Genomic DNA, 23,052 nt, shown 5'->3' with positions numbered 1-23,052 from the left:
TTTGGATGACCTAATTATAAGCATGGACGTATCATAAGACAATCCTCCTACTTAGTAGAGTGGGGAAGGATTTCTTTTTTGTAAGAACATGAGTCCCTAATAATAAGCTCGGGTTGGACAATAATAGACTGGGGATTCATAGTAAGCCCTTCCATTCGTTCGTTTAAAAGTTTAGCAGCACGGGCACCTCTAATCTGTGGAAATGAGGAAACGGTTGTGAGCTTTGGAGTAAATATAGATGCCTCAGGGATATCATCGACACCTACTATTGCCATATCATGACCCGGAGTGAATCCCCTTTCTTTCAGCTTCATCATAGCACCGATAGCAATAATATCATTATAGCAAAAAGCAGCACTAGGAGGATTTGGCAGATTTAGAATTTGATCCATTAACTCATAGCCGCTTTCGCGGGTAGCATGGCCTTCAACAATCAAAGAGCTGTCAATCTCCAGCCCAGCCTTATGATGAGCATCTTTATATCCTTGTTTTCGCTCCTGCCAGGAAGAAAGTTGGTTAAAACCACCAATAAAAGCAATTCGGTGGTGGCCTTTTTTAATGAGATGGTTGGTAGCCAATGTTCCAGCCACTACATTGTCGATTCCAATGTAATCATAAGAAAGATCTGTAAAATTTCTATTAATTAAAACCACAGGAATACCTAAATGCTTAATTCGAGAGATAAGCTCTTCTGGAGTATCTGGTACTGCAAATAAGATAATTCCACCAACCCTATATTCAAGCATCGTGGAAATAAGACGATCCTGAGCACTTAGAGACTCAAAGGTAGTACCTAAAATAACTGTTTTGTTATATTTATTTAACTCTTGATTGATACCTGCCAATAATGCAGTATAGAATGGGTTATTCACATCAGGGAAGACTAACCCGACAGTTGAAGAAGATTTTGAACGCAGGTTTGCTGCACTGCGATTATAAACATAGCCCAGCTGGCGGATTGACTCAAGAACTTTTTTACGGGTTGAATCAGAAACATGAGGACCTCCACTAAGGACATATGAAGCTGTAGACCGAGATACACCAGCGTGTTTTGCCACCTGAAGTAAGGTTACGGGAGTAGATTTATTTTGTTTCATGGGTAACCTCCTCGTATTGTGCTAAGTGACTGAAGGAATCAAAGCTTTAACTCCTTTACTTAGCTTAAATCTATATCAGAATTATACTACCCTTAACATCCAACTATTGAGGCTATAAGGAACAAATCCTTATTAAATATTGGATGAAAAATTGATTTTTATTATATCATAGATAATTATTTACTGTCAATTAAAGTACTAATTTCCAAACATCATTACTAACCAAGCAAGTTATTTGTTATTTAAGCCATGAATCCATCATATTAGAGAAAAAAACTACTTTATTAGATAAAAGCTTTAGATAGGTATATATCTACCTATTTTTTCCCATCTTAAGTATTATTTAAATAATTATTTAAATAAATATTCAGAAAATCATTGACGAGTATTAATATTTAGAATTATAATGAGTTATACGAAGTAAATCGAATCGATACGAATATTGAAAATTCATACTTCGGATATCAATATATATGAAGAATCATGCTAGAGGGTAAGAATAGCAAAGAAATACTTATCAAGAATTAAGTATTAAAAATACTTTTACAATAAATTCGGATCGATACGAATTGAAAAATATAAACAGGTATGAAATTAGCAGCAGGTCTTTAGAGAATCCTAAAATTCTAAGCTATTTAAGACAGAAGAGATTAAGGGCGGTAAAGGGAAAATATCAGTTGCTTTAAAAAGTTCTGAATACAAGTTGGATTGTAGTATCCTCTGAAGAAGTACTTAAGAAAAATGATGTAAATATTTTAGACTTATTTATAAGGAGTGGTAGGATGAAAAAATCATTACGAAAGGGAAATCAAGTGTCAGTTCTTGAGGCTGATGAGGCTGTAAGACTGATTCTAAGTAATGCTACAGTTGGGTTTGTAGGGGCTGGAGGAGGATTGACTGAAGCAACAGTTCTGATTGAAGCCTTAGCTCAAAGATATAGAAAGTCACAAGAACCTCGAGATTTAACGCTTTATCATTGTTCAGGTCTTGGAGATCGTGGAGATCGAGGAATATCACCTCTTGCTCAGGAAGGATTATGCCGCAAAATTATTGGGGGTCATTGGGGGCAATCTCCAAGACTGGCAGAAATGGCAGAAAAAAATAAAATTGAGGCTTATAATTTTCCACAAGGTGTAATGGCCCAGCTACTTCGAACAGCAGCCGCAAAGCAACCTGGAATCCTTACCCATGTGGGACTGGGTACCTTCATTGACCCTCGTCAAGGGGGGGGTAAATTAAATGAAAAAACTAAGGAAGATTTAGTAAAGTTAATGGAAGTGAATGGTCAGGAATGGCTTTTTTATCCAGCTATACCGATTGATGTAGCAATTATTCGCGGAACAACAGCTGACACAGAGGGTTATATCAGTATGGAGGATGAGATTGCCTATTTAGATGCATTGGCTATGGCACAAGCTGCCCACAACAACGGTGGAATTGTTATAGCCCAAGTGCAGAGATTAGTAAAGGCTCGTACCTTACATCCAAAATCTGTTAGAATTCCTGGATATATAGTTGACGCTGTGGTAGTAGTTCCAGAACAGCCGCAACTTTATGCTGGCTCAGTAAATCGCTTTATGTCTGGTGATTTTATAATGGAAACTGGATCGATAGTACATGCTCCTTTAAATGAGCGCAAGGTTATTGCTAGGCGCGCTCTTTTAGAGGTAGCCCCCGGAAATGTTGGTAACGTAGGAGTAGGTATCTCAGATGGTATAGGCATCGTTGCAAGGGAAGAAGGGGTTGAAGAGGAGTTTACACTAACGGTAGAACTAGGTCCTATTGGAGGGGTTTCCGCTCAGGGAATTTTTTTTGGGGCTACCGTCAATATGCAAGCCATGTTGGATATGCCGGCGCAATTTGATTTTTATCATGGTGGAGGCTTGGATGTATGTTTTCTTAGCTTTGCGGAGGTAGATCAGGCAGGAAATGTCAATGTACATCGATTTAATGGAAAAATTATGGGGACTGGTGGATTTATTGATATCTGCCAAAATAGTAAAAAAGTTATATTTAGTGGAACCTTAACAGCTGGTGGGTTAAAGACAGAGGTTGAGAATGGAAGGATTAAAATTGAGCAGGAGGGCAAATTTAAAAAGTTGATTTCCAAGGTTCCAGAAATAACCTTTAATGGTAGGGATGCTCTAACAAGAGGGCAAGAGGTAATCTACATCACTGAACGAGCTGTTTTTCGTCTGACTTCAGAGGGATTAGAATTGAGTGAAGTTGCACCAGGCATAGATATTCAGAAGGATATTATTGACAAAATGGGTTTTGAACCAAAGATTACAGAAGATTTAAGGGAAATGGACCATCGGCTTTTCCTACCGGAACCCATGGGAATAAATAAGGAATGGATTAAGTAAGGATATAAAAATATTTTATCTATATGCAAGGGTATATATCTTCATATAAAGCCTAGAAGGAAAATAACAATAAAGTTAATTTGAAGGAGGAGCAAATATGAGTAATAAAGTACCATTTCAGGTTGGAGATACTATCTCATATACCAAAACCATAAGTGAGTCAGATGTATATCTGTTTGCAGGAATTACGGGAGATTTTAGTCAAATGCATATGAATGAAGAATTTATGAAAACTACACCCTATAAAACACGAATCGTACACGGAGTTCTTACTTTTGCTTTAGCTTCCACTGCTTCAACCCTTATTCAAGTACAAGCACGAGCTGAGATTCCAAGTGTTTCCTATGGCTATGACAGACTACGATTTATTAAACCAGTATTTTTTGGAGATACAGTAACAGCCGTATATACTATTAGTGAAATTGATGAAGAAAATCTAAAATCCTTTGCTAAAGTAGAAGTTTATAATCAAAAAAATGAACTATGTACTGTTGCCCAGCATATTTTGAAATTTATTCCTATTTAAAAACAGAGATTGTTCAATAATGTGCATTATAATATAAATATCTGCATTTAAAAGCAAACTGAGGATAAGGTCAATAGTTGAAATGGATTTATGGTTTTGTAGGCATCAGTTTATTTTATTATTTATAAAAAACTTATATGAAAGGGGGATACATCTTGAAAACTGTTAAGTAGCTTTAGTAGGGGCGGGCTACGGAGCATTTTTGCATGCCAATGGATATGCCAAAGTACATGGTGTAAAGGTCAGATATGGGACATATAGAAAAATACCTTACTGAATATGATAAAAGGCATTTAACCAGCAATCCAATTGATGTGGAGGACTTTTCAAATGTTACGCTAACTTTTTCTGACAATACAAAAGCAATTATTATTGCAAGTGACAATGTATTAGGTGGTGTGAAAAACTATGTTGAAATTTATGGAAACGATGGAACAATTGTGTGCAATATAACACCAGCAGATAATTTGAAGGCTTACTTCTTAGATTAGAAGGGCTTGGAAGATGTTTATTTTTCAGAAATGCTGTCAGAAAAAACAGGATGGAATAATGTATTTATTTGTGATGAGATTCTTAGGGGCTATGTTTATGAGCTTCAAGATTTTGTTGAATGTATTGCTTATGGAAGAAAACCTGTTTCAGATATTGATTTAGCATATGAGACTACAAAAATCATGTATGCAGCATATCTCTCTGGCAGTGAAGGAAGAAAAGTTAATTTATAAGATATATGGAGCATTCATGAACTTGCAATTTCACAAAGCGTAAAGAAAATAGTTTTATTTTTTTAGGAAATTGTATGCTTTCATAAATTGGGGCTAGGAAAGGGTGATAAAAAATGAAAATTTGCGTATTGGGCTCTGGTGCATTGGGTAGTTCTATCGGGGGTGCACTGGCAGAAGCTGGCTCTGAGGTTTATTTAATAGATCAGTGGGTAGATCACATTAATGAAATAAACAAGCATGGGTTGAAGATTAAGGAAGGCGATACAAAGAGAAGGGTAAAGGTACAGGGGAAAACAGATTGTACAGGGATTGGAGCAGCTGACCTTATTATTGTTCTAGTAAAGTCTTTTCATACTAAGGAAGCTATCCAAAAGGCTTCTTCCATCATTGGAGAAAAAACCATAGTGATGTCTTTACAAAATGGCCTTGGCAATGAAGAGACCCTCATCAAAGTTGTTGGAAAAGACCGAGTAATTGGAGGAAAAACCTATGTAGGTGGTGTTCTGGTTGGTCCAGGGAATATAGTCTCTGGTATTAAAGGAAAATATACCTATATTGGAGAACTAGATGGTACAATTACTGAAAGGATTAACCAGGTAGCAGAAGAATTTAATCGAGCTGGTCTGTTGACTGCCATCAGTGACAATATCGGTGGCATGATATGGGATAAGCTGCTGATTAATGTTGCAACCGGTGCACTGTGTGGTATCACTAAGCTGCCCTATGGCGGATTATATAAAGTGCCAGAAATAAGAGATTGCGCCTTTGACGCAATATCAGAGGGTATTGCCGTAGCTAAGGCAAATGGAGTGATGTTATCGGTTGAGAATCCTGAAAGGATATGGCTAATGGCGGCAGTAGGTTTGCCAGATGAGTTTAAAACCTCTATGCTGCAAAGTTTAGAAAAAGGTTCTAAAACCGAGATTGATTATATTAATGGGGCAGTAGTAAGATTGGGTGAGAAGTGGAATATCCCAACGCCTGTAAATAAAGCACTAGTAGCTAATGTTAAAGGAATAGAATATTGGCTAGAGCACTATAATACAAAGGCATAGCCTCTGGAATTTATCTCTATTGAAGTTTTTTTAGGGATAAGGGGATCTTTAAAGAAAGGAGAAGTTTTTATGGCTTATCAGAAAAAATCCTACGTAGAACATATGGCAGTTCGAGTAAAGGATATCCAATGGCATATTTCTTTCTTTCAAGAGGTGTTAGGTATGACCATTAAGAGTGTTGATGGTTCGCAGGATAACCCAAAGCAGATATGGACCATCGGTGGTCTCCAGCTTATTTCAGATCCTACCTTTGAAGGACCTGAAGGACGGGCAGCACACCTTGGTATCATGACGGAGGATTTAGAAGCAGCTTTAGAAGAAGCATATGAAAGGGGTGTTATAGAACTGCCTCAAGGGCGGAATTGGTTTGTCTTGCCTGATGGGCTATGTATAGAGTTGATGCAAGCAAAGAACAATGCAGTAGAAAAGGCATTGATTATTGAGCCTAGAGACTAAGGTCTTTTATGAAGAAAACTAGGGAAAGAGAAGAGATTAAATCCATTCAAACATAATAAAATTAGTATTTTGAAGGATTTTAGAGGTAGATTCTTACTTCTGTTATCTATAAATTATATTGTCTAAGGAGGAAATAGTAATGAAAAAAGTATTAATGCTACACGGAATAAATCACAATATGTTTGGTAAAAGAGACCCTGTACAATATGGAAGGATTACTCTTGATGAAATCGATGAAAAAATGCGAGAATTAGGGAAAGAGCTTGAAGTTGAAGTAATAAGCTTTCAAACCAATCATGAAGGTGCCATGGTTGAAAGAATACATCAAGCGTTTCTAGAAAATGTAGATGCCGTAGTCATCAACGCTGGTGCATGGACTCATTACAGTTATGGCTTAAGGGATGCTCTTGCTATTCTTACAGTACCCATTGTGGAGGTACATATGTCCAATATTCATGCAAGGGAAGAGTTTAGACATTATTCTGTATTTGCTGAAATTGCTAAAGGACAAATCAGCGGATTTGGTTTAGATAGTTATCTTATCGGTTTAAGAGCTGCTGTTGGGGCTATAGAGTAGATTAGAAAGCCTCTAAGCAGTAAAGCTATAGATAAATTTATAATTATTAATCGTGAAATACTGTTCTAAAAGTAACGGAGAACAGTATTTTTTGTTTTTGTATGCAGAAAAAGAATCCTTTTATCATCTAATTTAATCTTCATTATTAATAGAGATGGGAAAACGTAGAAATTTTTTATATAAAATATAAACCAAAATAAAAGATTATTGATAATTCTTAAAAAGGATAAAAAATAAGGCTAATAAGTCACATTTTTTAAATGTGACAAATTCAGAAAATGATATTGACAAGTATTGATGGGCAATGATAAACTAAACCTAAATCAAGTTCCACATAAAGAGAATGAGTTCCATCAGATGGTGCCACTTTTGAAAAAGCACGAAAGGCTCTTGCCATTATTGAAACCTATGATCAAGAAAAGGTAGACCGACTATGTCAAGCTGTAGCTTGGGCGGTATCTAACAAAAAGACTTTTCTTAGATTGGTTGACATGGGTATTGAGGAAAGTGGTCTTGGCGATCCTATCAGTAGACAAGGAAAACGTTTTAAAATCAGAGGAGTTTTAAGGGATGCCTTACGTCAAAAAAGTATTGGAATGTTAATTTGGCAAGCCGCCATAGCTTTTGAACTGTGGACAGGGGTACCTATGCCAGTTCATTATATTAAAAATACAGTTTTTAACCAATAGTTAGTAGCAATATGACTTTACTAAAGGGAGGAGATATGTAAGAATGAAGGTTGCAAGGGCAAAAGAGTCTATCAAGATTAGACCAGAGGCCTTTGAAAAATCTGAACATACATCCATTGCATGGCTGGCGGGGGCAGGATTTTTCATAAACTCCAGAGGTACGATCATTCTGATTGATCCAGTTTTAATGACTAAATCTGAGGAAAAAAATATAAGCGAGTGTGGTCTTAAACTGCTGGTTCCTTATCCCATACATGCCGTAGACATACGTAAAGTTGATGCTGTGCTATATACTCATCCAGATAATGATCACCTTAGCCAAGATACAGCGTTAATCTTGGCACAATTAAGTCCAAGATTTATTGGGCCGAATACAGTATTTAAAAAGCTTGCACAAATAGGAGTGGATCCTAATATTATTGAGACATGTCGTGTTGGTGATAGCATTAAAATAAATGATGTTATCATTGAAGTAACCCCTGCAGATCATCCGTGGCAGCTTCAAGATCCAAAACGTTGTGGTAAGCCTTTTCGAATAGGTGATTGTTGTGGTTTTATTGTGACAACGGCTGATGGAAGATGCTTTTTTCCTGGAGATACAAGGCTTATGGAAGACCATTTAGCAATCCAGAATATAGATGTTTTAGCACTTGATGTTTCTCTTGATCCTTACCATCTTAACCATTTAGGTGCAACAGTGCTGGCTAATTTAATGTCTGAAGCTTTCTTAATCCCCATTCACTATGGAACCTATGATGTACCTGATAAACCTGCCCATTGTGGAGATCCCAATGACGTTATTGAAAAGATAGAAAATGGAAAAAAGAGAGCAAGAATACTAGCACCAGGAGAATTACTTATTTTGAAGAAGGGAATGGAAATATGATTAGTCATTTATAAAATTTAACTATCTATAACTTCTGACAAATACTGATTAGTGGATTTGGCTTGGATAGCTATCTTATCGGTTTAAGAGCTGCTGTAGGGGCAATGTAGTAAGCTAGAAATTATCTAAGGATAAGATTAAGCTGTAGATAAATTTTCAAATAATAATCACAAAAAACACTGTTCTGTAATTAATAAAGAACAGTGTTTTTTTGTATATAAAATCTTTTTTTACCATTTAATTTAACTTTACACCTCAAGAAATGGACTTAAGCTGCATGAAAATAGAAAGATAATTATACATCTTAAGGTACTGTCACACGGGTAAGAAAGGAATAAAGACAGTAATTACAATATAGAAATAAAAAGAATCTTTCGTGGTATGATTCCATGAAAGATTTTATATTTTCTTTAAAAATGTAAAATTCTGAAAAAATCATTGACAAATATCGAAACACAATGATAAACTAAAAGTAATTCCACACCGAGAGAATCAGTACCACCAGATGGAACTATCCGAATTAAATGATACATATAATCTAGAATAATTAGTTAGTTTTTCTACTAGAAGCATTTAAGGATGCAGAAAAAATTAGATAAAGTACTTCAGAGTAATTGCTAAAAATTGCTTATTAAATAATCATTAATGTATCACTTGTTGAACATAAACTGTTAAAAATTCTAAAGGAGGTAATATTTTATGGAAAAGGTGCTAACACAAGAACAACAATTGGAGCTAGAAACTGCTTTCGAGAAAGCACAAAAAGCTCTTGCCATCATTGAGACTTATGATCAAGAAAAGGTAGACCGACTATGTCAAGCTGTAGCCTGGGCTGTATCAAACAAAAAGACTTTTCTCCAATTGGTGGACATGGGTATTGAGGAAAGCGGGCTTGGCGACCCTATCAGTAGACAAGGAAAACGTTTTAAAATCAGAGGTGTTCTAAGGGATGCCTTACGCCAAAAAAGTATTGGAATGATTGAAGAAATACCAGAAAAAGGTATTGCAAAATATGCAAAACCAGTGGGAATTATAGGTTCCATAGTACCTACTACAAATCCTGACCTTACACCAGCTGGAACAGCTATCTATGCAATCAAGGCAAGAGACGTTGTTATTTTCTCTCCCCATCCTCGTTCAAAGAAGACAACTTTCGAGACAGTAAGATTAATGAGGGAAGCTCTTGCAAAAGAAGGAGCACCTGCAGATATTCTTCAATGTCTACAAAATGTAAATATTCCTATGACCAAAGCTCTTATGGCTAAGTCAGACCTAGTACTTGCCACTGGTGGACCAGCACTGGTGGAATCCGCCTATAGTTCAGGAACACCTGCTTATGGAGTTGGAGCTGGAAACTCTACTATGATCATTGATGAAACAGCTAATATAGAAGAAGCAGCCCATAATACCATGTTAAGTAAAACTTCTGATTTTGGTTCTGGATGTTCTGCTGATGGTAACTTGATTATTGAAGAAAGCATCTTTGATAAAATGGCAGAGCAGCTTATAGCAGAGGGTGGATACCTTGCAAACGAAGAAGAAAAAGCTAAGTTGAAGGCAGCTATGTGGGATGAAGAAGGTCATAGATTAGTTGACACCGTTGCAGTTGCACCACAAAAGCTTGCTGAAATAGCTGGATTTACTATACCAAACGATAGAAAATTCATTATGGTTCATGGAGATGGTATTGGTAAAGAACATTTCTTCTCTAGTGAAAAATTAACTACACTTTTAGCATTATACAAGTATAAAGGTTTTGACAATGCATTAAAAATGATGCAAGGAATATACAACGTTAAAGGAAAAGGACACTCCTGCGGCATCTACTCCTTCAACGATGATCATATCCACAGTCTTGCTTTAGAGGCTCCGGTAAGCAGAATCATGGTTAGACAGCCTCAATCAAAAGCAAATGCTGGAGCTTTTAATAATGGAATGCCTATGACCTCTAGTTTAGGGTGCGGTACATGGGGTGGCAATATTGTTTCTGAAAATGTTAATTTAAAGCACTATATGAATGTTACCTGGGTATCTCGACCTATTCCTGAAGATAGGCCATCAGATGAAGAGCTATTTGGAGATTTTTATGATCCAGAGTTTGAAAAGTAGAGAAAACCAAGATTGTATAGCTGGGATGTAAATATATAATTTGGAAGGAGTAGAAGCTTTGAAAAAATTAGTTTCACATCAATTAGTTGACTATCTAGAAAGAAGAGGGGTTGAACATGTATTTGGCTTATGTGGGCATACAGTGATAGCAATGCTTGACCCATTAAAATATGCCAAATTAAAATTCATATCTGTAAGACATGAACAGTTAGCCGCTCACGCTGCTGATGCATATGCAAGAGTAACAAAAAAAGCCAGTGTAGTACTTTGTCACTTAGGACCAGGACTTACTAATGCTGCTACAGGGGTTGCCAATGCTTCGTTAGATTCAGTTCCAATGGTTGTAATCGCCGGGGATGTTCCTAGCTTCTACTATGGAAAACACCCACATCAAGAAGTGAACATGCATGCAGATGGCGCACAATATGAAATATATAGACCTTTTGTTAAGAGGGCTTGGAGAGTAGATCGAGCTGAACTATTCCCAGAAATTCTTGACAAAGCATTTAGACTTGCTGAATCTGGAAGACCAGGACCGGTGTTAATCTCTGTTCCTATGGATATGTTTTCAAGAGAAATTGAGACAAGTCATTTTGAGAGAACTTACCATGATTCACATACAACAGTAAAACCTGCTTTACCTAAAGAAACAGCAGTGGAAATTGCTAAAATACTTATTGAAGCCAAAAAACCAGTCATTCATGCTGGAGGGCAATTAGTTCCAACTGGAGCTTCAGAAGAGCTTACAGCGCTAGTTGATTTTTTAGATATCCCTGTTACAAGAACCCTTATGGCGCAAGGAGCTATAGCCGATACACATCCTCTACATGTAGGAATGACTGGATTCTGGGGAACAAACTTTGTAAATGGAATATCATCAAATGTAGATGTCATCCTTGGAGTAGGAACTAGATTCGCTGAAGCTGATAGTAGTTCCTGGTATAACAATGTAACCTTTAGCATGAAAACAAAGTTTTTACAAATAGATTTAGATCCTGCTGAAATCGGTAGAAACTATCCTGTAGCTATAGGAGCCGTAGCAGATCCTAAGCAAGCGCTAAAAGCTATCCTAGAGGCAGCAAAAGAATTAAAGCCAGAGGGAATAGATAGACCTGAGCTTAGAAAAGAAATCGCTGAGTACAAAGCTGTATTTAAAGCATCTAATAAGGAGATTTCTGAAGACAATAGATTCCCAATGACACCACAAAGAATCCTTAAAGATGTAAGAGAAGTATTCCCTGAAGATGGAATCATCGCCACAGATGTAGGCTGGAATAAAAATGGAATGGGACAACAGTTTGATATAACACAGCCTGGAACAATACTTCACCCAGGTGGACTGGCTACTATGGGATTTGGACCAGCAGCTGTATTAGGAGCGAAATTAGCAGCGCCAGATAAAAAAGTAATCACCTTAGTGGGAGATGGTGGTTTCGGTACAAACCCTTCAGTAATGGCAACTGCCGTAGAGTACAACATTCCTGTGGTATGGGTAGTAATGAATAACTATGCCTTTGGCACAATAGCTGGCTTAGAAGCATCTCACTATCATCATTCCTTTGGAACGCTATTTAAGAAGCCAGACGGATCTCCTTACAATCCAGAATGGGCAGAAGTTGCAAAGGCCTACGGTATCAAGAGCAAAAGAATAGCCTCTGCTGAAGAATTCAAAGCTGCTTTCCAGGAAGCATTAGATGCAAATGAACCTTACTTGTTAGATGTTCCTATGGAGAACATCCCAGTTCCCACAGATGGGATTTGGAACATCAACGATATTTATACACCAAAAGAAAATGTTGTTGAAGGTAAACTAATGTATGGAGAAGCTACTAAATCTAAACATGTATCTACAAAGTAGATAAATACAATTAATTGTTATGCTGGGAGGCTGTGTTTAAAGAAAAAATGAAACCTCCTCCCACATATCCCCCTGGTAATCTGCAATATGCTATGATTTCTTAGGGACTAAGAGGAAAAAGAAAGTTTGAGGATGCTCTTATAAATATATATTTTAAAATTGGAGGTGATTAATATGGCTGTATTAAAATGGTTAGATGAAAATTTTGAAGAGGTTATTTTAATGATTTTTTTAGTTTTAATGGCTTGTATCATGGGAATTCAGGTTATTATGAGATATGCTTTTAATGCCTCTTTGACGTGGTCAGAAGAGATTACCCGATACTTCTTTATTTGGTCTGCTTTTATCAGTACTAGCTATTGTATAAAAAAAGGTACATCTATTAAAATTGACCAGTTTACTAACATGCTGCCAGATAAAGCAAAAAAAGTTATTGAGTTTGTGGTAAAAATAGTGGTGCTATTATTCTTTGCCTACCTCCTTAGATACTCAATAGACGTTGTTAGAGCTGCATATCAAAGTGGACAGAAGAGCCCAGCTCTTGGTATACCAATGTACTTAGTTCAAGTGTCTACAGTAGTAGGTTTTTCTTTATCTGTTGTACGAATCATCCAAAGCCTATTGGGAGGATTTAAGCGACCGCCAGCTGGTTATGAGCCTATAGAATAAAAGAATACGCGATATTAAGAAGTTTATGACTTTATAATATAACTAGTAGAAGAAAAACAGAAAGGGGGAAATCTTTTGTCAGTAGGTATTTTGTTTTTGATTTTTATCGTCCTTATAGCAATATCTGTTCCAGTAGGAATGACATTAGGTATTTCAGCACTTTTGCCTAGTTTGTTTAATCCATCTTTTGCAGCTACACCTCAGTTTATTATACGGAGTATGCTTGGAGGGGTAGATAGTTTTCCTATTCTAGCCATCCCAATGTTTGTTTTCTCCGGCATTATTATGGCTCATGGAGGGGTATCAAAAAAACTTTTTGAAGTATTTTCTTACTTTTTAGGGAATAAAACAGCAGGTATGCCCTGTGCTGTTATTGTAACCTGTTTGTTTTATGGTGCCATATCAGGATCTGCTCCTGCAACCGCAGCAGCTGTTGGATCCATGACCATTCCTTTACTAGTAAGCCTCGGCTATGACAAAGTATTTGCAACAGCTTTAGTTGCTGTAGCTGGTGGCCTAGGTGTAATCATACCACCGAGTATTCCTTTTATCTTATACGGCATGGCATCAGGAGCTTCGGTAGGTAAATTGTTTATTGCTGGAATTATTCCAGGGTTACTAATCGGATTTTGTCTAATGGCTTACTCCTACTATTATTGTCGTACGAAAGGTGAGGACAAAGAAAAGCTGAACGAGCACTACCAAGCTTTAAAAAGTCGAGGTTTTGTAAACGTATTCAAAGAAAGCTTTTGGGCATTATTAGCCCCTATAATTATTTTGGGAAGTATTTATAGTGGTATTGCATCTCCCACAGAAGCTGCTACGATTTCCGTGTTTTATGCACTAATTGTAAGCTTGTTTATTTACAAGTCCTTAAAGCCAAAAGATATTATAAATATGATGAGGGAAAGTATTCGAACCTATTCGACCCTGCTCTTCATCTTAGCAGCAGCGATTGCCTTTGCAAGAGTATTAACATTGATGCAGGTTCCTCAAATTGTTGCAGGAGCGATTACATCTGTATTTACTACAAAGATCTCTATATTAATTATTATGAATATATTACTTCTCTTTGTTGGTATGGTGATGGATGGTGGTCCAGCAATATTGATTTTGACACCAATTTTATTACCTATTGTGACAGCAGTTGGGGTTGATCCAATACATTTTGGTATCATTATGGTTGTAAACTTAGCAATAGGCTTTGTTACACCACCTATCGGAATCAACTTGTTTGTTGCGAGCTCTCTGACTGGTATCGAGGTAGATAAGATTGCAAGAAAAGCAGCGCCTTTTATTGTTGGTTTTTTAGTAGCTTTGGTGCTAATTACTTTTATTCCACAAATTAGTTTATTACTTGTAAGATAATAGCTTTGAAGAAGGATCGTATCATAGGATAGTAGGCTTTGTAAAAGTTATTTGGAAATCATAAGTGTGAGCCTATTTAAGTCTTATAATAAATGAATAGTTTTATTAGTAAGAAGACGAAATCATAGAATAGTCTTTAAGTAGATGATCTATAAAGAGGGTAGGCTTTCACTTGTTTTTAAAAAAATTAATTAATGAGAGGAATGGTGGGGAGTGAAAAATTTCAAAAGAATAATCAGCTTAGGATTGGTAAGTTTATTGGTGTTACTAATGGTTGCATGTAGTGGTGGAAGTGGTACTGGTACTGAAACAGGAGGCAATACTGATGGAGAAGAGAAACCTAGCTTTACCTTCAGCTTGGGTATGGACAGCCCAGAGGACACTGTAACTTATCTTTTTGCTCAAAAATTTGGTGAATTGCTTTCAGAAAAGACAGAGGGCAAAATTACAGTACAGCTGTACCCTAATGGTCAATTAGGATCAGATAGAGAAATGGTAGAAAGTGCGATGTCGGGAGAAATTGATTTTGTTGTACAAACCACAGCACCTCAAGTAAACTTTATTCCTGAGCTTGCAGTATTTGATATGGCCAATGTTTTCCCTAATGTAGATGTAGCGAGAGTTGTACTAGATGGACCTTTCTTTAATGATATCGCTGTAAAATATGATAGTGCAGGACTTAAATTATTGGGTTATGCTGATCAAGGCTTCAGAACCTTAACAGCAAATAGAAAGGTTGAAAGTTTAGCAGACTTAAGGGGATTGAAGGTAAGAACTATGGAAAATCCTAATCACTTAGCATATTGGAATGCATTAGGAGCTAACCCTACTCCAATGGCTTGGGGTGAAGTATATATTGGCTTACAACAGGGCATTATTGATGCACAGGAAAATCCTTATGAGGTTATTGTATCTTCTAAAATGTATGAGCAACAAAAATATGTAATTAACACGAACCATATTTTACACACCCTTTCTCTAATCTCAAGTGGAAACACTTATAGTAGTATACCAGCTGAATACCAAAAAGCTATTAATGAAGCAGCAGAAGAAGCAAAGATATATGCTCGTCAACAAGCCGATGCACGTGTAGCAGACAGAGTTAAAATTATGGAAGATAACGGAGTAGAAATCCTTGATATAGCCCCAGCAGTGTTATCTGAGATGCAGGAAAAAGCTGAGGCACAGTACGAATTAATTCGTAGTAATATCGGCGCAGATTTAGTAGACAGCCTTCTTAATGCATCTAAAGCAGCTCAATAAGAAATTTTCTTAATACTGTTGAAAATTTAAAAATCAATGATAGGTGAGATTACACGCTGATAGAAGTCTAATAAAGAAAGAGACTCTGTCAAATACGAAATCTCACCTATTAATTAATGTAAGTAGGGTGACATAAAATCAGAGGATAATACAATAAATTAAATAGAATTTTTATCAAGATTCAAGATTATTAAGGAAGGCAAACTAAGTGGTTTATGGGCTAAGTTGGTCAGAATACGAGGATAGAGGAACTGAATAGCAAGGAATCTAAGCACTAGAGAGAAGGTAACATATTGAATAGAAAGACATTATTTTGCATAATCACAGGGTTTTTCTGGTTTTCATTATATGCATATGTTCCTCAAATAGCTAATTATGCAAAAGAGATGGGTGCTTCATATAAAATGATTGGACTTATTGCTGGTGCTTATGGATTAAGTCAAACAGTTTTAAGAATACCACTGGGAGTTACCTCTGATATGCTAAATAGAAGAAAAATATTTATTACAGTAGGCTCTTTGGTAACAATTCTTAGTGCCCTATCAGTTTTTTTTCTCCCTAATGCCTATACTCTGTTAATAGCACGGTTTTTGGCAGGTATAGCTGCTGCAACGTGGGTTACTTTTACCGTGATGTTTTCCAGCTATTATGAAGATTCTCAATCGACAAAAGCTGTTGGAATTCTTAATTCAGTAAATAAAGCTGGTCAATTTGTAGCAATGCTTGCAGGTGGAATTATTTCTTTATATATAGGTGTACGATATATATTTATGCTTAGTGTCATCACAGGTATTATTGCTTTTGTTTTGAGTATATCAATTGAGGAAGAAAAAAGTCCGATGCCTAGAAGAGCTTTTGAAATCTCTGATATAGCTATATTTATTAAAAACAAAGAAATAATGTACATCTCCTTTTTAGGAGCATTGTCTCAACTAATAACCTATGGAACAACCTTTGGATTTACGCCATTGGTGGCCTCAAATATAGGAGCTAACAATCTTCAACTTGGATATTTAACAATGATTTTTACTTTACCACAGATATTGTTTGCAGCTTTATCTGGGACAGTATTTATAAAATATTTTGGTGAAAAAAAGACATTATTGATGGGTTTCGGATTAAATACAATTTTATCCATTTTTATTCCCTTTGTACCTACTCTTACAATGCTTTATGTAGTGCAGATGATTAACGGAATTGGTAATGCCATATCTTTTCCACTATTAACTGGTTTGGTTATAAGAAATGTTGAATCTAATCTACGAAATACAGCGATGGGTTTTTATCAAGCTCTATATGGGGTAGGTATGATTGTAGGACCGATTCTATTAGGAAATATTGGAGATCGTTTTGGATTAGTATCGGGATTTATTGTTACAGGCTTACTAGGAATAATTGCGATAGCATCTATATTACTATATGAAGTAGATAAACAAACTGTAGAAGTACTCTAATTAGGAGGGATAGCATGACTGAAAAAAGCAAAGATAGTGGAGTAAGATCTATACAAAGAGCTCTTCATATCCTACTTTGCTTCAATTGGAATGAAAGAGAGCTTACCATGACAGAAATTACTGAAAAAATAGGTTTAGCTAAATCTACTACATCCAGATTGCTTATGACTTTAGAAATAGAAGGTTTTATAAAAAGGGATTCTTCTACTAACAAATACTCTTTGGGACATAACATCTACTATTTAGGAAGAGTGGCAAAAGAAAGTATGGCTATAAACGATGTTGCTAGACCTATCATGGAAGAAATTAATAAAGCTACACAGGAAACCATTAATCTTTACCTATTAGATAACATGGAGTCCGTATGTTCTTTTCAAATTGAAAGTCAACTACCGATAAGACAGGCGGCAAAGATAGGAGAAAGGTCTCCCCTTTGGGCAGGTGCCAGCGGTCGAGCTATACTATCGGGTTTAGAAGAAAAGACATGGTATCAACTGGCAAAGGAACTAAAGGCATATACGCCTAATACGGTTACGGATCCAGATATATTTATTGATATTATGAAAAGTATTAAGGAAAAGGGATATGTCATTAGCTTAGGAGAAAAAAATGATCAGGTAGGCTGTATCGCCTCACCAATTTTTGATGTCCATGGGAAAGTGATTGGAAGTGTAGCCATATCTGGACCTGTATTCCGTTTTCCTGAGGATACCGATTTGTTTTCCACCCTGATTGTTGATGGAGCAAAGAGGATTTCACGTCAGCTAGGGTACTATGAAGAAAACTCTAAAAGTAATAATAATGAAAAAGGAGTTGGATAAGATGAAATACACAATAAGCGGGTACACAAGATTAGTAGGGTTATTAGGTTATCCAATAAGACATAGTCGGTCTCCCCATATGCATAATATGGCTTTTCAACATTTGGGATTAGACTATGCATATCTTGTTTTTGAAGTAAATGAAGATAACTTAAAAGAAGCTGTAGTTGCTATGAGAACTTTAGATGTGGCTGGCTTTAATGTAACTATGCCTAATAAGAAAAATATTATGCCTTTATTAGATGAGGTATCAGAAGAAGCGCAATTGATAGGTTCGGTAAACACTGTGGTGAACAAAAAAGGGCGATTAATAGGATATAATACTGATGGTAAAGGATACGTAATGGCTTTAAATGAGGAAGGAATTGCAGTTGAAGGGAAAAGAATTGTAATCGCCGGTGCAGGCGGTGCCTCAAGAAGTGTTGCGATTCAACTGGCTCTAGATGGGGCAAAAGAAATAACAATTCTAAATCGTACTTTAAATTCGGCAGAAGAAATTTGTGACATTATTAAAAACAACATACCTACTTGTAAAACCTTAGCTTCAGGCTATGATGATGATCAGTTAAAACAACAACTAAAAGAAACAGATTTGTTTATTAACTGTACAAACTTAGGTATGGGTTCCCATGAAGAGAAAAGCATTATTCCAAGCACTAATATGCTGCATCCAGACTTAATCGTATCAGATGTAGTCTATTCTCCACCTAAGACAAAACTGCTACAAATGGCAGAAAAGGTAGGTTGCAAAACACTAAATGGGCTGGGAATGATGATTGGACAGGGAGCTTTAGCCTTTAAGATATGGACAGGAGAAGATATGCCTACGGATTATATTAAAGAAATAATTTTTGGAGAAAAGTAGAAAAGGGATTTGCCTCATTTTCTTCAAGGATTATCTTTGGATATCAGAAAAATACAATAAAACCGAGAAGGGGAGGAGAGAACATGCTTTTTAATGGGTTGAAGGATAAAATAGAATGGCCTTCTAGTGTTTTAATTTGTGAAGTAGGTCCTAGAGATGGATTACAGAATGAGAAAAAGCTGTTAACTGTTGAGCAAAAAGTACGACTGATTGAAGACTCTGTAGAAGCTGGGGCTAAGATCATTGAAGTGGGTTCTTTTGTTCACCCAAAGGCGGTTCCACCAATGGCAGATACCGATGAGGTGGTTCGAAGAATAAAAAAAGTAGAGGGTGTAGAATATCGAGCATTGGTTTTGAATTTGAAAGGTCTGCAACGAGCAGAGGCTGTTGGTTTACGAAAAGCCAAATTAACCGTGTCTGCAAGCCGAGCTCATTCTATGAGCAATTTAAATAAAACTCCTGAGGAGGCAGTACGAGGATTTGAGGAATCTGCTGAATATGCGGCTAAGCAAGGTATGACCCTTTCTGGAGCAATTTCTACAGCCTTTGGATGTCCCTTTGAAGGAAAAGTACCTTTAGAACAGGTTATTTCAGTGATTAAATGCTTCCGTGAAATTGGGGTTAAGGAATTATCTTTATCAGATACTACTGGTATGGCCAATCCTCAGCAGGTTTATGAATATAGCCTTCAGGTGAAGGAGCAGTTTCCTGATATTACTTGGAATCTTCACTTCCACAACACTAGAGGAATGGGGCTTGCTAATGTAATAGCTGGTATAATGGCTGGCATTGACCGCTATGATGCTTGTTTCGCTGGTATAGGTGGATGTCCGTTTGCTCCGGGTGCATCAGGAAATATAGCTACAGAGGATTTGATTCATATGTGTCATGAAATGAATATCAAAACAGGCTATGACCTAGACAAAATGATATCCATAGGTAAAAATCTTCAGCAGATGATTGGGCGGGATACATCTAGCTTTATTCTCAAGGCTGGTAAATGTAGCGATATAGTTTGTTAAATTCTGATTTTATTCTAATATCTAGAAAGAAATATTAAGAAAAACATTTAAGTCTTATAATCGGTAATTTTTTTTAACTCTCTTTCCAAATAATTGGTTGAGAAGAGCTATTAATGAAGAAAAATAAAACATAATTCCATTTTATGGAACTTGAGAGGAGTTAGCAAATGAATATACAGTTTTCTTTAGCACATCTGACTGTACTAGGATGTCCACCGCCTGAGATGACTTATATAGCCGCTATGGCTGGATATGATTATGTCAGCATACGTCCTATTTATATGGGTTTACCTGGAGAGCCTAATTATGATTTAGCAGTGAACAAACAGATGATGAAACAAACGAAAAGAGCCCTTGCCGATACTGGAGTGAAGCTTCTTGACATTGAATTAGCTCGAGTTTATGATGATCTGGATCCCAAAAGATATCTACCGGCAATGGAAGTTGCTGCCGAATTAGGCGGTAAACACGTTTTAAGCAGTATATGGACCTCTGATCGCAATTTTTATATAGAAAAATTTGGTGAAATCTGTGATCTAGCTAAACAATTCGACTTAACAGTGGATCTAGAATTTGTCCCCATTGCCGAAGTATTTGATCTTGCAGGAACAGTGGATGTTCTTCGTACTGTTAACCGTGAAAATGCCGGTATTATGATAGATACTCATCATTTCCAGCGTTCGAGAGACAAGGTTGAAGATTTGAGGGCATTACCCCAGGAATGGTTTCACTTTGCACATCTTTGCGATGCCCCTGGAGAAATCCCTAATGAAAGAGATGAGATGACTCGTATCCTTCGTGAGGCACGTTCTTATGTGGGTGAGGGCGGCATTGATGTTGCTAGTATCATAAATCAAATGCCTAATATTCCATACTCAATAGAGTTACCAAACCTTGAGAGAGTTAAGGAATTTGGTTATGCAGAACATGCACGTCGTTGTTTACAAACTGCCAAAGATTATATAGATGCTCATCCACGGGGATAGTAAAATTGAGTTGAGGCAAGTGACTCTTATTTGAGGTCTGAATTATTAGATTATTATTGAATTTTTAAAAAGCCTTCTGATAGGAAGTAAAGCGTTTAGAAAGAACAAAGCATCAGGAGGTAATACTATGCAAAAAAATGAAAAATTAAAGCCAGTTAACTTTCTAAATATCATCCCTAAAAGTGAGGAGTAAATGTAGTGATATTGTTTATAACTAGACAGGAAAAAGCTCATAAGGTAGGTGGCGATAATTGGAGATTTCAAGTAGAACTCTGTAATCATATTTACAGAGTTTTATTTTATGTAATTTTTCTGGAAATAGAAGGATTCTAATGGAAAAAAAAGAAAATATTTAATATAAGTAAATCGAATTTTACTAGTAGTAACAAAATTAATTTTTTTTAGTTATTAAAGGTTGATTTTGTTGAAACATATAACGGAAATTATAACTTTGTTCATAAATCGTAGAAGTTTATAATTTCCTATGACCAACTCCAATTGTTCGTTCTATTCAAGAGCAAATGGGAAAGGAAGTAGTAGCCTTTGGGGATCCTAATTTTATTAAAGCTTTAAAGGGCTAGTAGATGATTTAAAGACCCTATGGAAAACAGAAGGGGAGGTTTTTGTAGTAGCAGGTACAGGAACTATGGCAATGGAAATAGCTATTGCCAATACCCTTAAATCAAGAGACAATATATTGATTGTATCCCATGGTTTCTTTGGAGACAGATTTGCTTTTTAAGTATAATAAATAAAAGATATCTTCAACTAGTTTATTAGAAAATTGGATTTTTTTATAAATATATTGGATTACAGTATAATAAATTTAGAATAAAAATTCCAAAGAGGGGGCCTATTATGATCAGCATTAAAAACCAAGGCAATGATCCACATTTCAATCTTGCGTTGGAGGAATATGCATTAAAGTATTTAAACCCTGAAGAAAACTATGTTATACTATGGCAAAATGAGCCTTCCATTATTATAGGAAGAAATCAAAACACGATAGAGGAAATTAATACTACCTATGTTAAAGAAAATAACATCAATGTTGTTAGACGTTTGTCCGGGGGTGGGGCAGTTTATCATGATTTTGGAAATCTAAACTTTACTTTTATCGTAACGATTAAGGATGACAGCGACGTAAATAACTTTAAAAAGTTTACAGAGCCTGTTATTAAGGCATTAGATAAGTTTGGTATCAAGGCAGAGTTATCGGGGCGAAATGATATTACTATTGATGGAAAAAAATTTTCAGGGAATGCCCAGTATTTTTATAAAAATAGATTGTTACATCATGGAACCATTCTTTTTAATTCTAATCTTGCAGTTGTACAGGAGACGTTAAATGTAAAACAAGATAAGATAGAATCTAAAGGAGTCAAGTCGGTAAAAAGCAGAGTGACCAATGTACATCCTTATTTAGAAGAAAAAATTGATGTAAAGGAATTCAAAGAAGCTCTTTTAGGCTACCTTATGGAGGATGAAAACAATAAGCAACAATACATATTAAACGAGGAAGATTTAAAGAAAATTAGAGAATTGATGGAAGAAAGATATCTAAAGTGGCAATGGAACTATGGGGCATCTCCTAAATATAGTATACAAAAGACAAAACGATTTCCGTGGGGAGGAGTAGAAATAAGGCTGAAAGTAGTTGAAGGAATGATTGAAGACTGTGTTATTTTTGGAGATTTTTTCAGTTCTGAGGATTTAGATAGTTTAACAGAAAAGCTGAAGGGGCTGAAATATAAAGAGGAAGAAGTAGCGGAAACTTTAGGAAGCATTGATCTACCAACTTATTTTAGAGGGATTGAAGAAGGCGATTTTCTAAAATGTATGTTTGAATAAGGATGAAAGTATGCTAATGTATCATTCTAATCAAGGAGAAATCCTTGATTTTTTTTGCAACATAAACTGAATGAAAGACGGATTGTACAATGAGTGAATGGAAAAAAATTATAATTGAGAAGGAAATGCTGTCGAAAAGAAGAATATTATAATCATGAACGTTTTACCAAAATTAGGAAGCAAGTGCGTGGTTTATATATAATTTTTTTAGAAAAAAATATTTAAAAGATTCAATGAGAAATAAATATTACCGAACCAAAGTTCGTGAATACCACTAAATATTATATATAAAGCGAACTTCGTGTCGGAAACACAACGTTAGTTGACACCACAATATCGGGGTAGGGCATTGGGGCCAATTGGTTTGTTTGATGCTACTAAACATTAGATGAAAATTGTGAAACAAATC

The 23,052-nt window shown here is 36.1% G+C and carries 22 protein-coding genes; 21 read left to right on the top strand and 1 reads right to left on the bottom strand.

Going from position 1 to position 23,052, the window contains the following annotated elements:
• Window positions 1–47: 47 nt before the first annotated feature.
• Window positions 48–1,097, bottom strand: a complete 1,050-nt coding sequence (locus CHB72_RS17770) for a LacI family DNA-binding transcriptional regulator (protein ID WP_089284222.1) — start codon at window positions 1,095–1,097, stop codon at window positions 48–50.
• 782 nt (window positions 1,098–1,879) lie between these two features.
• On the opposite strand from CHB72_RS17770, the gene CHB72_RS17765 reads away from it, so the two are divergent.
• The 21 genes from CHB72_RS17765 (at window position 1,880) to CHB72_RS17670 (ending at window position 22,643) form a co-directional block, all read left to right on the top strand.
• Window positions 1,880–3,463 (top strand): acyl CoA:acetate/3-ketoacid CoA transferase, encoded by a 1,584-nt coding sequence (locus CHB72_RS17765; RefSeq protein ID WP_089284221.1) that lies wholly within the window; start codon window positions 1,880–1,882, stop codon window positions 3,461–3,463.
• 97 nt (window positions 3,464–3,560) lie between these two features.
• On the top strand, window positions 3,561–3,989 hold the full coding sequence (locus CHB72_RS17760; RefSeq protein WP_089284220.1) for a MaoC family dehydratase: 429 nt from the start codon (window positions 3,561–3,563) through the stop codon (window positions 3,987–3,989).
• 248 nt (window positions 3,990–4,237) lie between these two features.
• Complete coding sequence (locus tag CHB72_RS26705) at window positions 4,238–4,480, top strand: Gfo/Idh/MocA family oxidoreductase (RefSeq protein WP_176431450.1); 243 nt, start codon at window positions 4,238–4,240, stop codon at window positions 4,478–4,480.
• A gap of 6 nt (window positions 4,481–4,486) precedes the next feature.
• Complete coding sequence (locus CHB72_RS26700) at window positions 4,487–4,714, top strand: hypothetical protein (RefSeq protein WP_176431449.1); 228 nt, start codon at window positions 4,487–4,489, stop codon at window positions 4,712–4,714.
• Between the two features lie 113 nt (window positions 4,715–4,827).
• Window positions 4,828–5,769 carry a ketopantoate reductase family protein gene (locus CHB72_RS17750; RefSeq protein WP_089284219.1) on the top strand — a complete coding sequence of 314 codons (942 nt, stop codon included), beginning with the start codon at window positions 4,828–4,830 and terminating at the stop codon, window positions 5,767–5,769.
• Window positions 5,770–5,838: 69 nt separating this feature from the next.
• On the top strand, window positions 5,839–6,225 hold the full coding sequence (locus tag CHB72_RS17745) for a VOC family protein (protein WP_089284218.1): 387 nt from the start codon (window positions 5,839–5,841) through the stop codon (window positions 6,223–6,225).
• Window positions 6,226–6,364: 139 nt separating this feature from the next.
• Window positions 6,365–6,802, top strand: coding sequence for a type II 3-dehydroquinate dehydratase (gene aroQ / locus CHB72_RS17740; protein WP_089284217.1), 438 nt, complete (start codon window positions 6,365–6,367; stop codon window positions 6,800–6,802).
• 491 nt (window positions 6,803–7,293) lie between these two features.
• Window positions 7,294–7,491, top strand: coding sequence for a hypothetical protein (locus CHB72_RS26695; RefSeq protein WP_089284216.1), 198 nt, complete (start codon window positions 7,294–7,296; stop codon window positions 7,489–7,491).
• 43 nt (window positions 7,492–7,534) lie between these two features.
• The gene (locus CHB72_RS17730) at window positions 7,535–8,377 is read left to right on the top strand and encodes an MBL fold metallo-hydrolase (RefSeq protein ID WP_089284215.1); all 843 of its coding nucleotides are present in this window, start codon (window positions 7,535–7,537) and stop codon (window positions 8,375–8,377) included.
• Between the two features lie 699 nt (window positions 8,378–9,076).
• Window positions 9,077–10,486: an aldehyde dehydrogenase family protein gene (locus CHB72_RS17725; RefSeq protein ID WP_089284214.1), complete on the top strand. Its 1,410-nt coding sequence runs from the start codon at window positions 9,077–9,079 to the stop codon at window positions 10,484–10,486.
• A 58-nt stretch (window positions 10,487–10,544) separates the two neighbouring features.
• Window positions 10,545–12,344, top strand: coding sequence for a thiamine pyrophosphate-binding protein (locus CHB72_RS17720; RefSeq protein ID WP_089284213.1), 1,800 nt, complete (start codon window positions 10,545–10,547; stop codon window positions 12,342–12,344).
• 174 nt (window positions 12,345–12,518) lie between these two features.
• Window positions 12,519–13,013, top strand: a complete 495-nt coding sequence (locus tag CHB72_RS17715; protein WP_089284212.1) for a TRAP transporter small permease — start codon at window positions 12,519–12,521, stop codon at window positions 13,011–13,013.
• A 75-nt stretch (window positions 13,014–13,088) separates the two neighbouring features.
• On the top strand, window positions 13,089–14,381 hold the full coding sequence (locus tag CHB72_RS17710) for a TRAP transporter large permease (protein WP_089284211.1): 1,293 nt from the start codon (window positions 13,089–13,091) through the stop codon (window positions 14,379–14,381).
• A gap of 213 nt (window positions 14,382–14,594) precedes the next feature.
• Window positions 14,595–15,644: a TRAP transporter substrate-binding protein gene (locus tag CHB72_RS17705; RefSeq protein WP_207652597.1), complete on the top strand. Its 1,050-nt coding sequence runs from the start codon at window positions 14,595–14,597 to the stop codon at window positions 15,642–15,644.
• Window positions 15,645–15,937: 293 nt separating this feature from the next.
• Complete coding sequence (locus tag CHB72_RS17700; protein ID WP_089284210.1) at window positions 15,938–17,098, top strand: MFS transporter; 1,161 nt, start codon at window positions 15,938–15,940, stop codon at window positions 17,096–17,098.
• Between the two features lie 14 nt (window positions 17,099–17,112).
• The gene (locus CHB72_RS17695) at window positions 17,113–17,919 is read left to right on the top strand and encodes an IclR family transcriptional regulator (protein ID WP_089284209.1); all 807 of its coding nucleotides are present in this window, start codon (window positions 17,113–17,115) and stop codon (window positions 17,917–17,919) included.
• Between the two features lies 1 nt (window position 17,920).
• Complete coding sequence (locus CHB72_RS17690; protein ID WP_089284208.1) at window positions 17,921–18,784, top strand: shikimate dehydrogenase; 864 nt, start codon at window positions 17,921–17,923, stop codon at window positions 18,782–18,784.
• 83 nt (window positions 18,785–18,867) lie between these two features.
• A complete protein-coding gene (locus tag CHB72_RS17685; protein WP_176431448.1) occupies window positions 18,868–19,806 on the top strand; it encodes a hydroxymethylglutaryl-CoA lyase in 939 nt (312 codons plus the stop codon).
• A 167-nt stretch (window positions 19,807–19,973) separates the two neighbouring features.
• Window positions 19,974–20,792 (top strand): sugar phosphate isomerase/epimerase family protein, encoded by an 819-nt coding sequence (locus CHB72_RS17680; protein WP_089284207.1) that lies wholly within the window; start codon window positions 19,974–19,976, stop codon window positions 20,790–20,792.
• 198 nt (window positions 20,793–20,990) lie between these two features.
• Window positions 20,991–21,125 carry a hypothetical protein gene (locus CHB72_RS27855; RefSeq protein ID WP_278277869.1) on the top strand — a complete coding sequence of 45 codons (135 nt, stop codon included), beginning with the start codon at window positions 20,991–20,993 and terminating at the stop codon, window positions 21,123–21,125.
• Between the two features lie 525 nt (window positions 21,126–21,650).
• Window positions 21,651–22,643, top strand: a complete 993-nt coding sequence (locus tag CHB72_RS17670; protein WP_089284206.1) for a lipoate--protein ligase — start codon at window positions 21,651–21,653, stop codon at window positions 22,641–22,643.
• The last annotated feature ends 409 nt before the right edge of the window (window positions 22,644–23,052 follow it).

Origin of the sequence: Anaerovirgula multivorans (assembly GCF_900188145.1) — a bacterium.
In the GTDB taxonomy this organism is placed as follows: Bacteria; Bacillota; Clostridia; order Peptostreptococcales; family Natronincolaceae; genus Anaerovirgula; species Anaerovirgula multivorans.
This window is presented reverse-complemented; position numbering and strand designations above follow the sequence as displayed.

What these genes read in the sequence shown, in the direction of transcription:
- CHB72_RS17770 (WP_089284222.1), bottom strand. Translation starts at nt 1,097, where the DNA reads ATGAAACAAAATAAATCTACTCCCGTAACCTTACTTCAGGTGGCAAAA.
- CHB72_RS17765 (WP_089284221.1), top strand. Translation starts at nt 1,880, where the DNA reads ATGAAAAAATCATTACGAAAGGGAAATCAAGTGTCAGTTCTTGAGGCT.
- CHB72_RS17760 (WP_089284220.1), top strand. Translation starts at nt 3,561, where the DNA reads ATGAGTAATAAAGTACCATTTCAGGTTGGAGATACTATCTCATATACC.
- CHB72_RS26705 (WP_176431450.1), top strand. Translation starts at nt 4,238, where the DNA reads ATGGGACATATAGAAAAATACCTTACTGAATATGATAAAAGGCATTTA.
- CHB72_RS17750 (WP_089284219.1), top strand. Translation starts at nt 4,828, where the DNA reads ATGAAAATTTGCGTATTGGGCTCTGGTGCATTGGGTAGTTCTATCGGG.
- CHB72_RS17745 (WP_089284218.1), top strand. Translation starts at nt 5,839, where the DNA reads ATGGCTTATCAGAAAAAATCCTACGTAGAACATATGGCAGTTCGAGTA.
- aroQ (WP_089284217.1), top strand. Translation starts at nt 6,365, where the DNA reads ATGAAAAAAGTATTAATGCTACACGGAATAAATCACAATATGTTTGGT.
- CHB72_RS26695 (WP_089284216.1), top strand. Translation starts at nt 7,294, where the DNA reads ATGGGTATTGAGGAAAGTGGTCTTGGCGATCCTATCAGTAGACAAGGA.
- CHB72_RS17730 (WP_089284215.1), top strand. Translation starts at nt 7,535, where the DNA reads ATGAAGGTTGCAAGGGCAAAAGAGTCTATCAAGATTAGACCAGAGGCC.
- CHB72_RS17725 (WP_089284214.1), top strand. Translation starts at nt 9,077, where the DNA reads ATGGAAAAGGTGCTAACACAAGAACAACAATTGGAGCTAGAAACTGCT.
- CHB72_RS17715 (WP_089284212.1), top strand. Translation starts at nt 12,519, where the DNA reads ATGGCTGTATTAAAATGGTTAGATGAAAATTTTGAAGAGGTTATTTTA.
- CHB72_RS17695 (WP_089284209.1), top strand. Translation starts at nt 17,113, where the DNA reads ATGACTGAAAAAAGCAAAGATAGTGGAGTAAGATCTATACAAAGAGCT.
- CHB72_RS17690 (WP_089284208.1), top strand. Translation starts at nt 17,921, where the DNA reads ATGAAATACACAATAAGCGGGTACACAAGATTAGTAGGGTTATTAGGT.
- CHB72_RS17685 (WP_176431448.1), top strand. Translation starts at nt 18,868, where the DNA reads ATGCTTTTTAATGGGTTGAAGGATAAAATAGAATGGCCTTCTAGTGTT.
- CHB72_RS17680 (WP_089284207.1), top strand. Translation starts at nt 19,974, where the DNA reads ATGAATATACAGTTTTCTTTAGCACATCTGACTGTACTAGGATGTCCA.
- CHB72_RS17670 (WP_089284206.1), top strand. Translation starts at nt 21,651, where the DNA reads ATGATCAGCATTAAAAACCAAGGCAATGATCCACATTTCAATCTTGCG.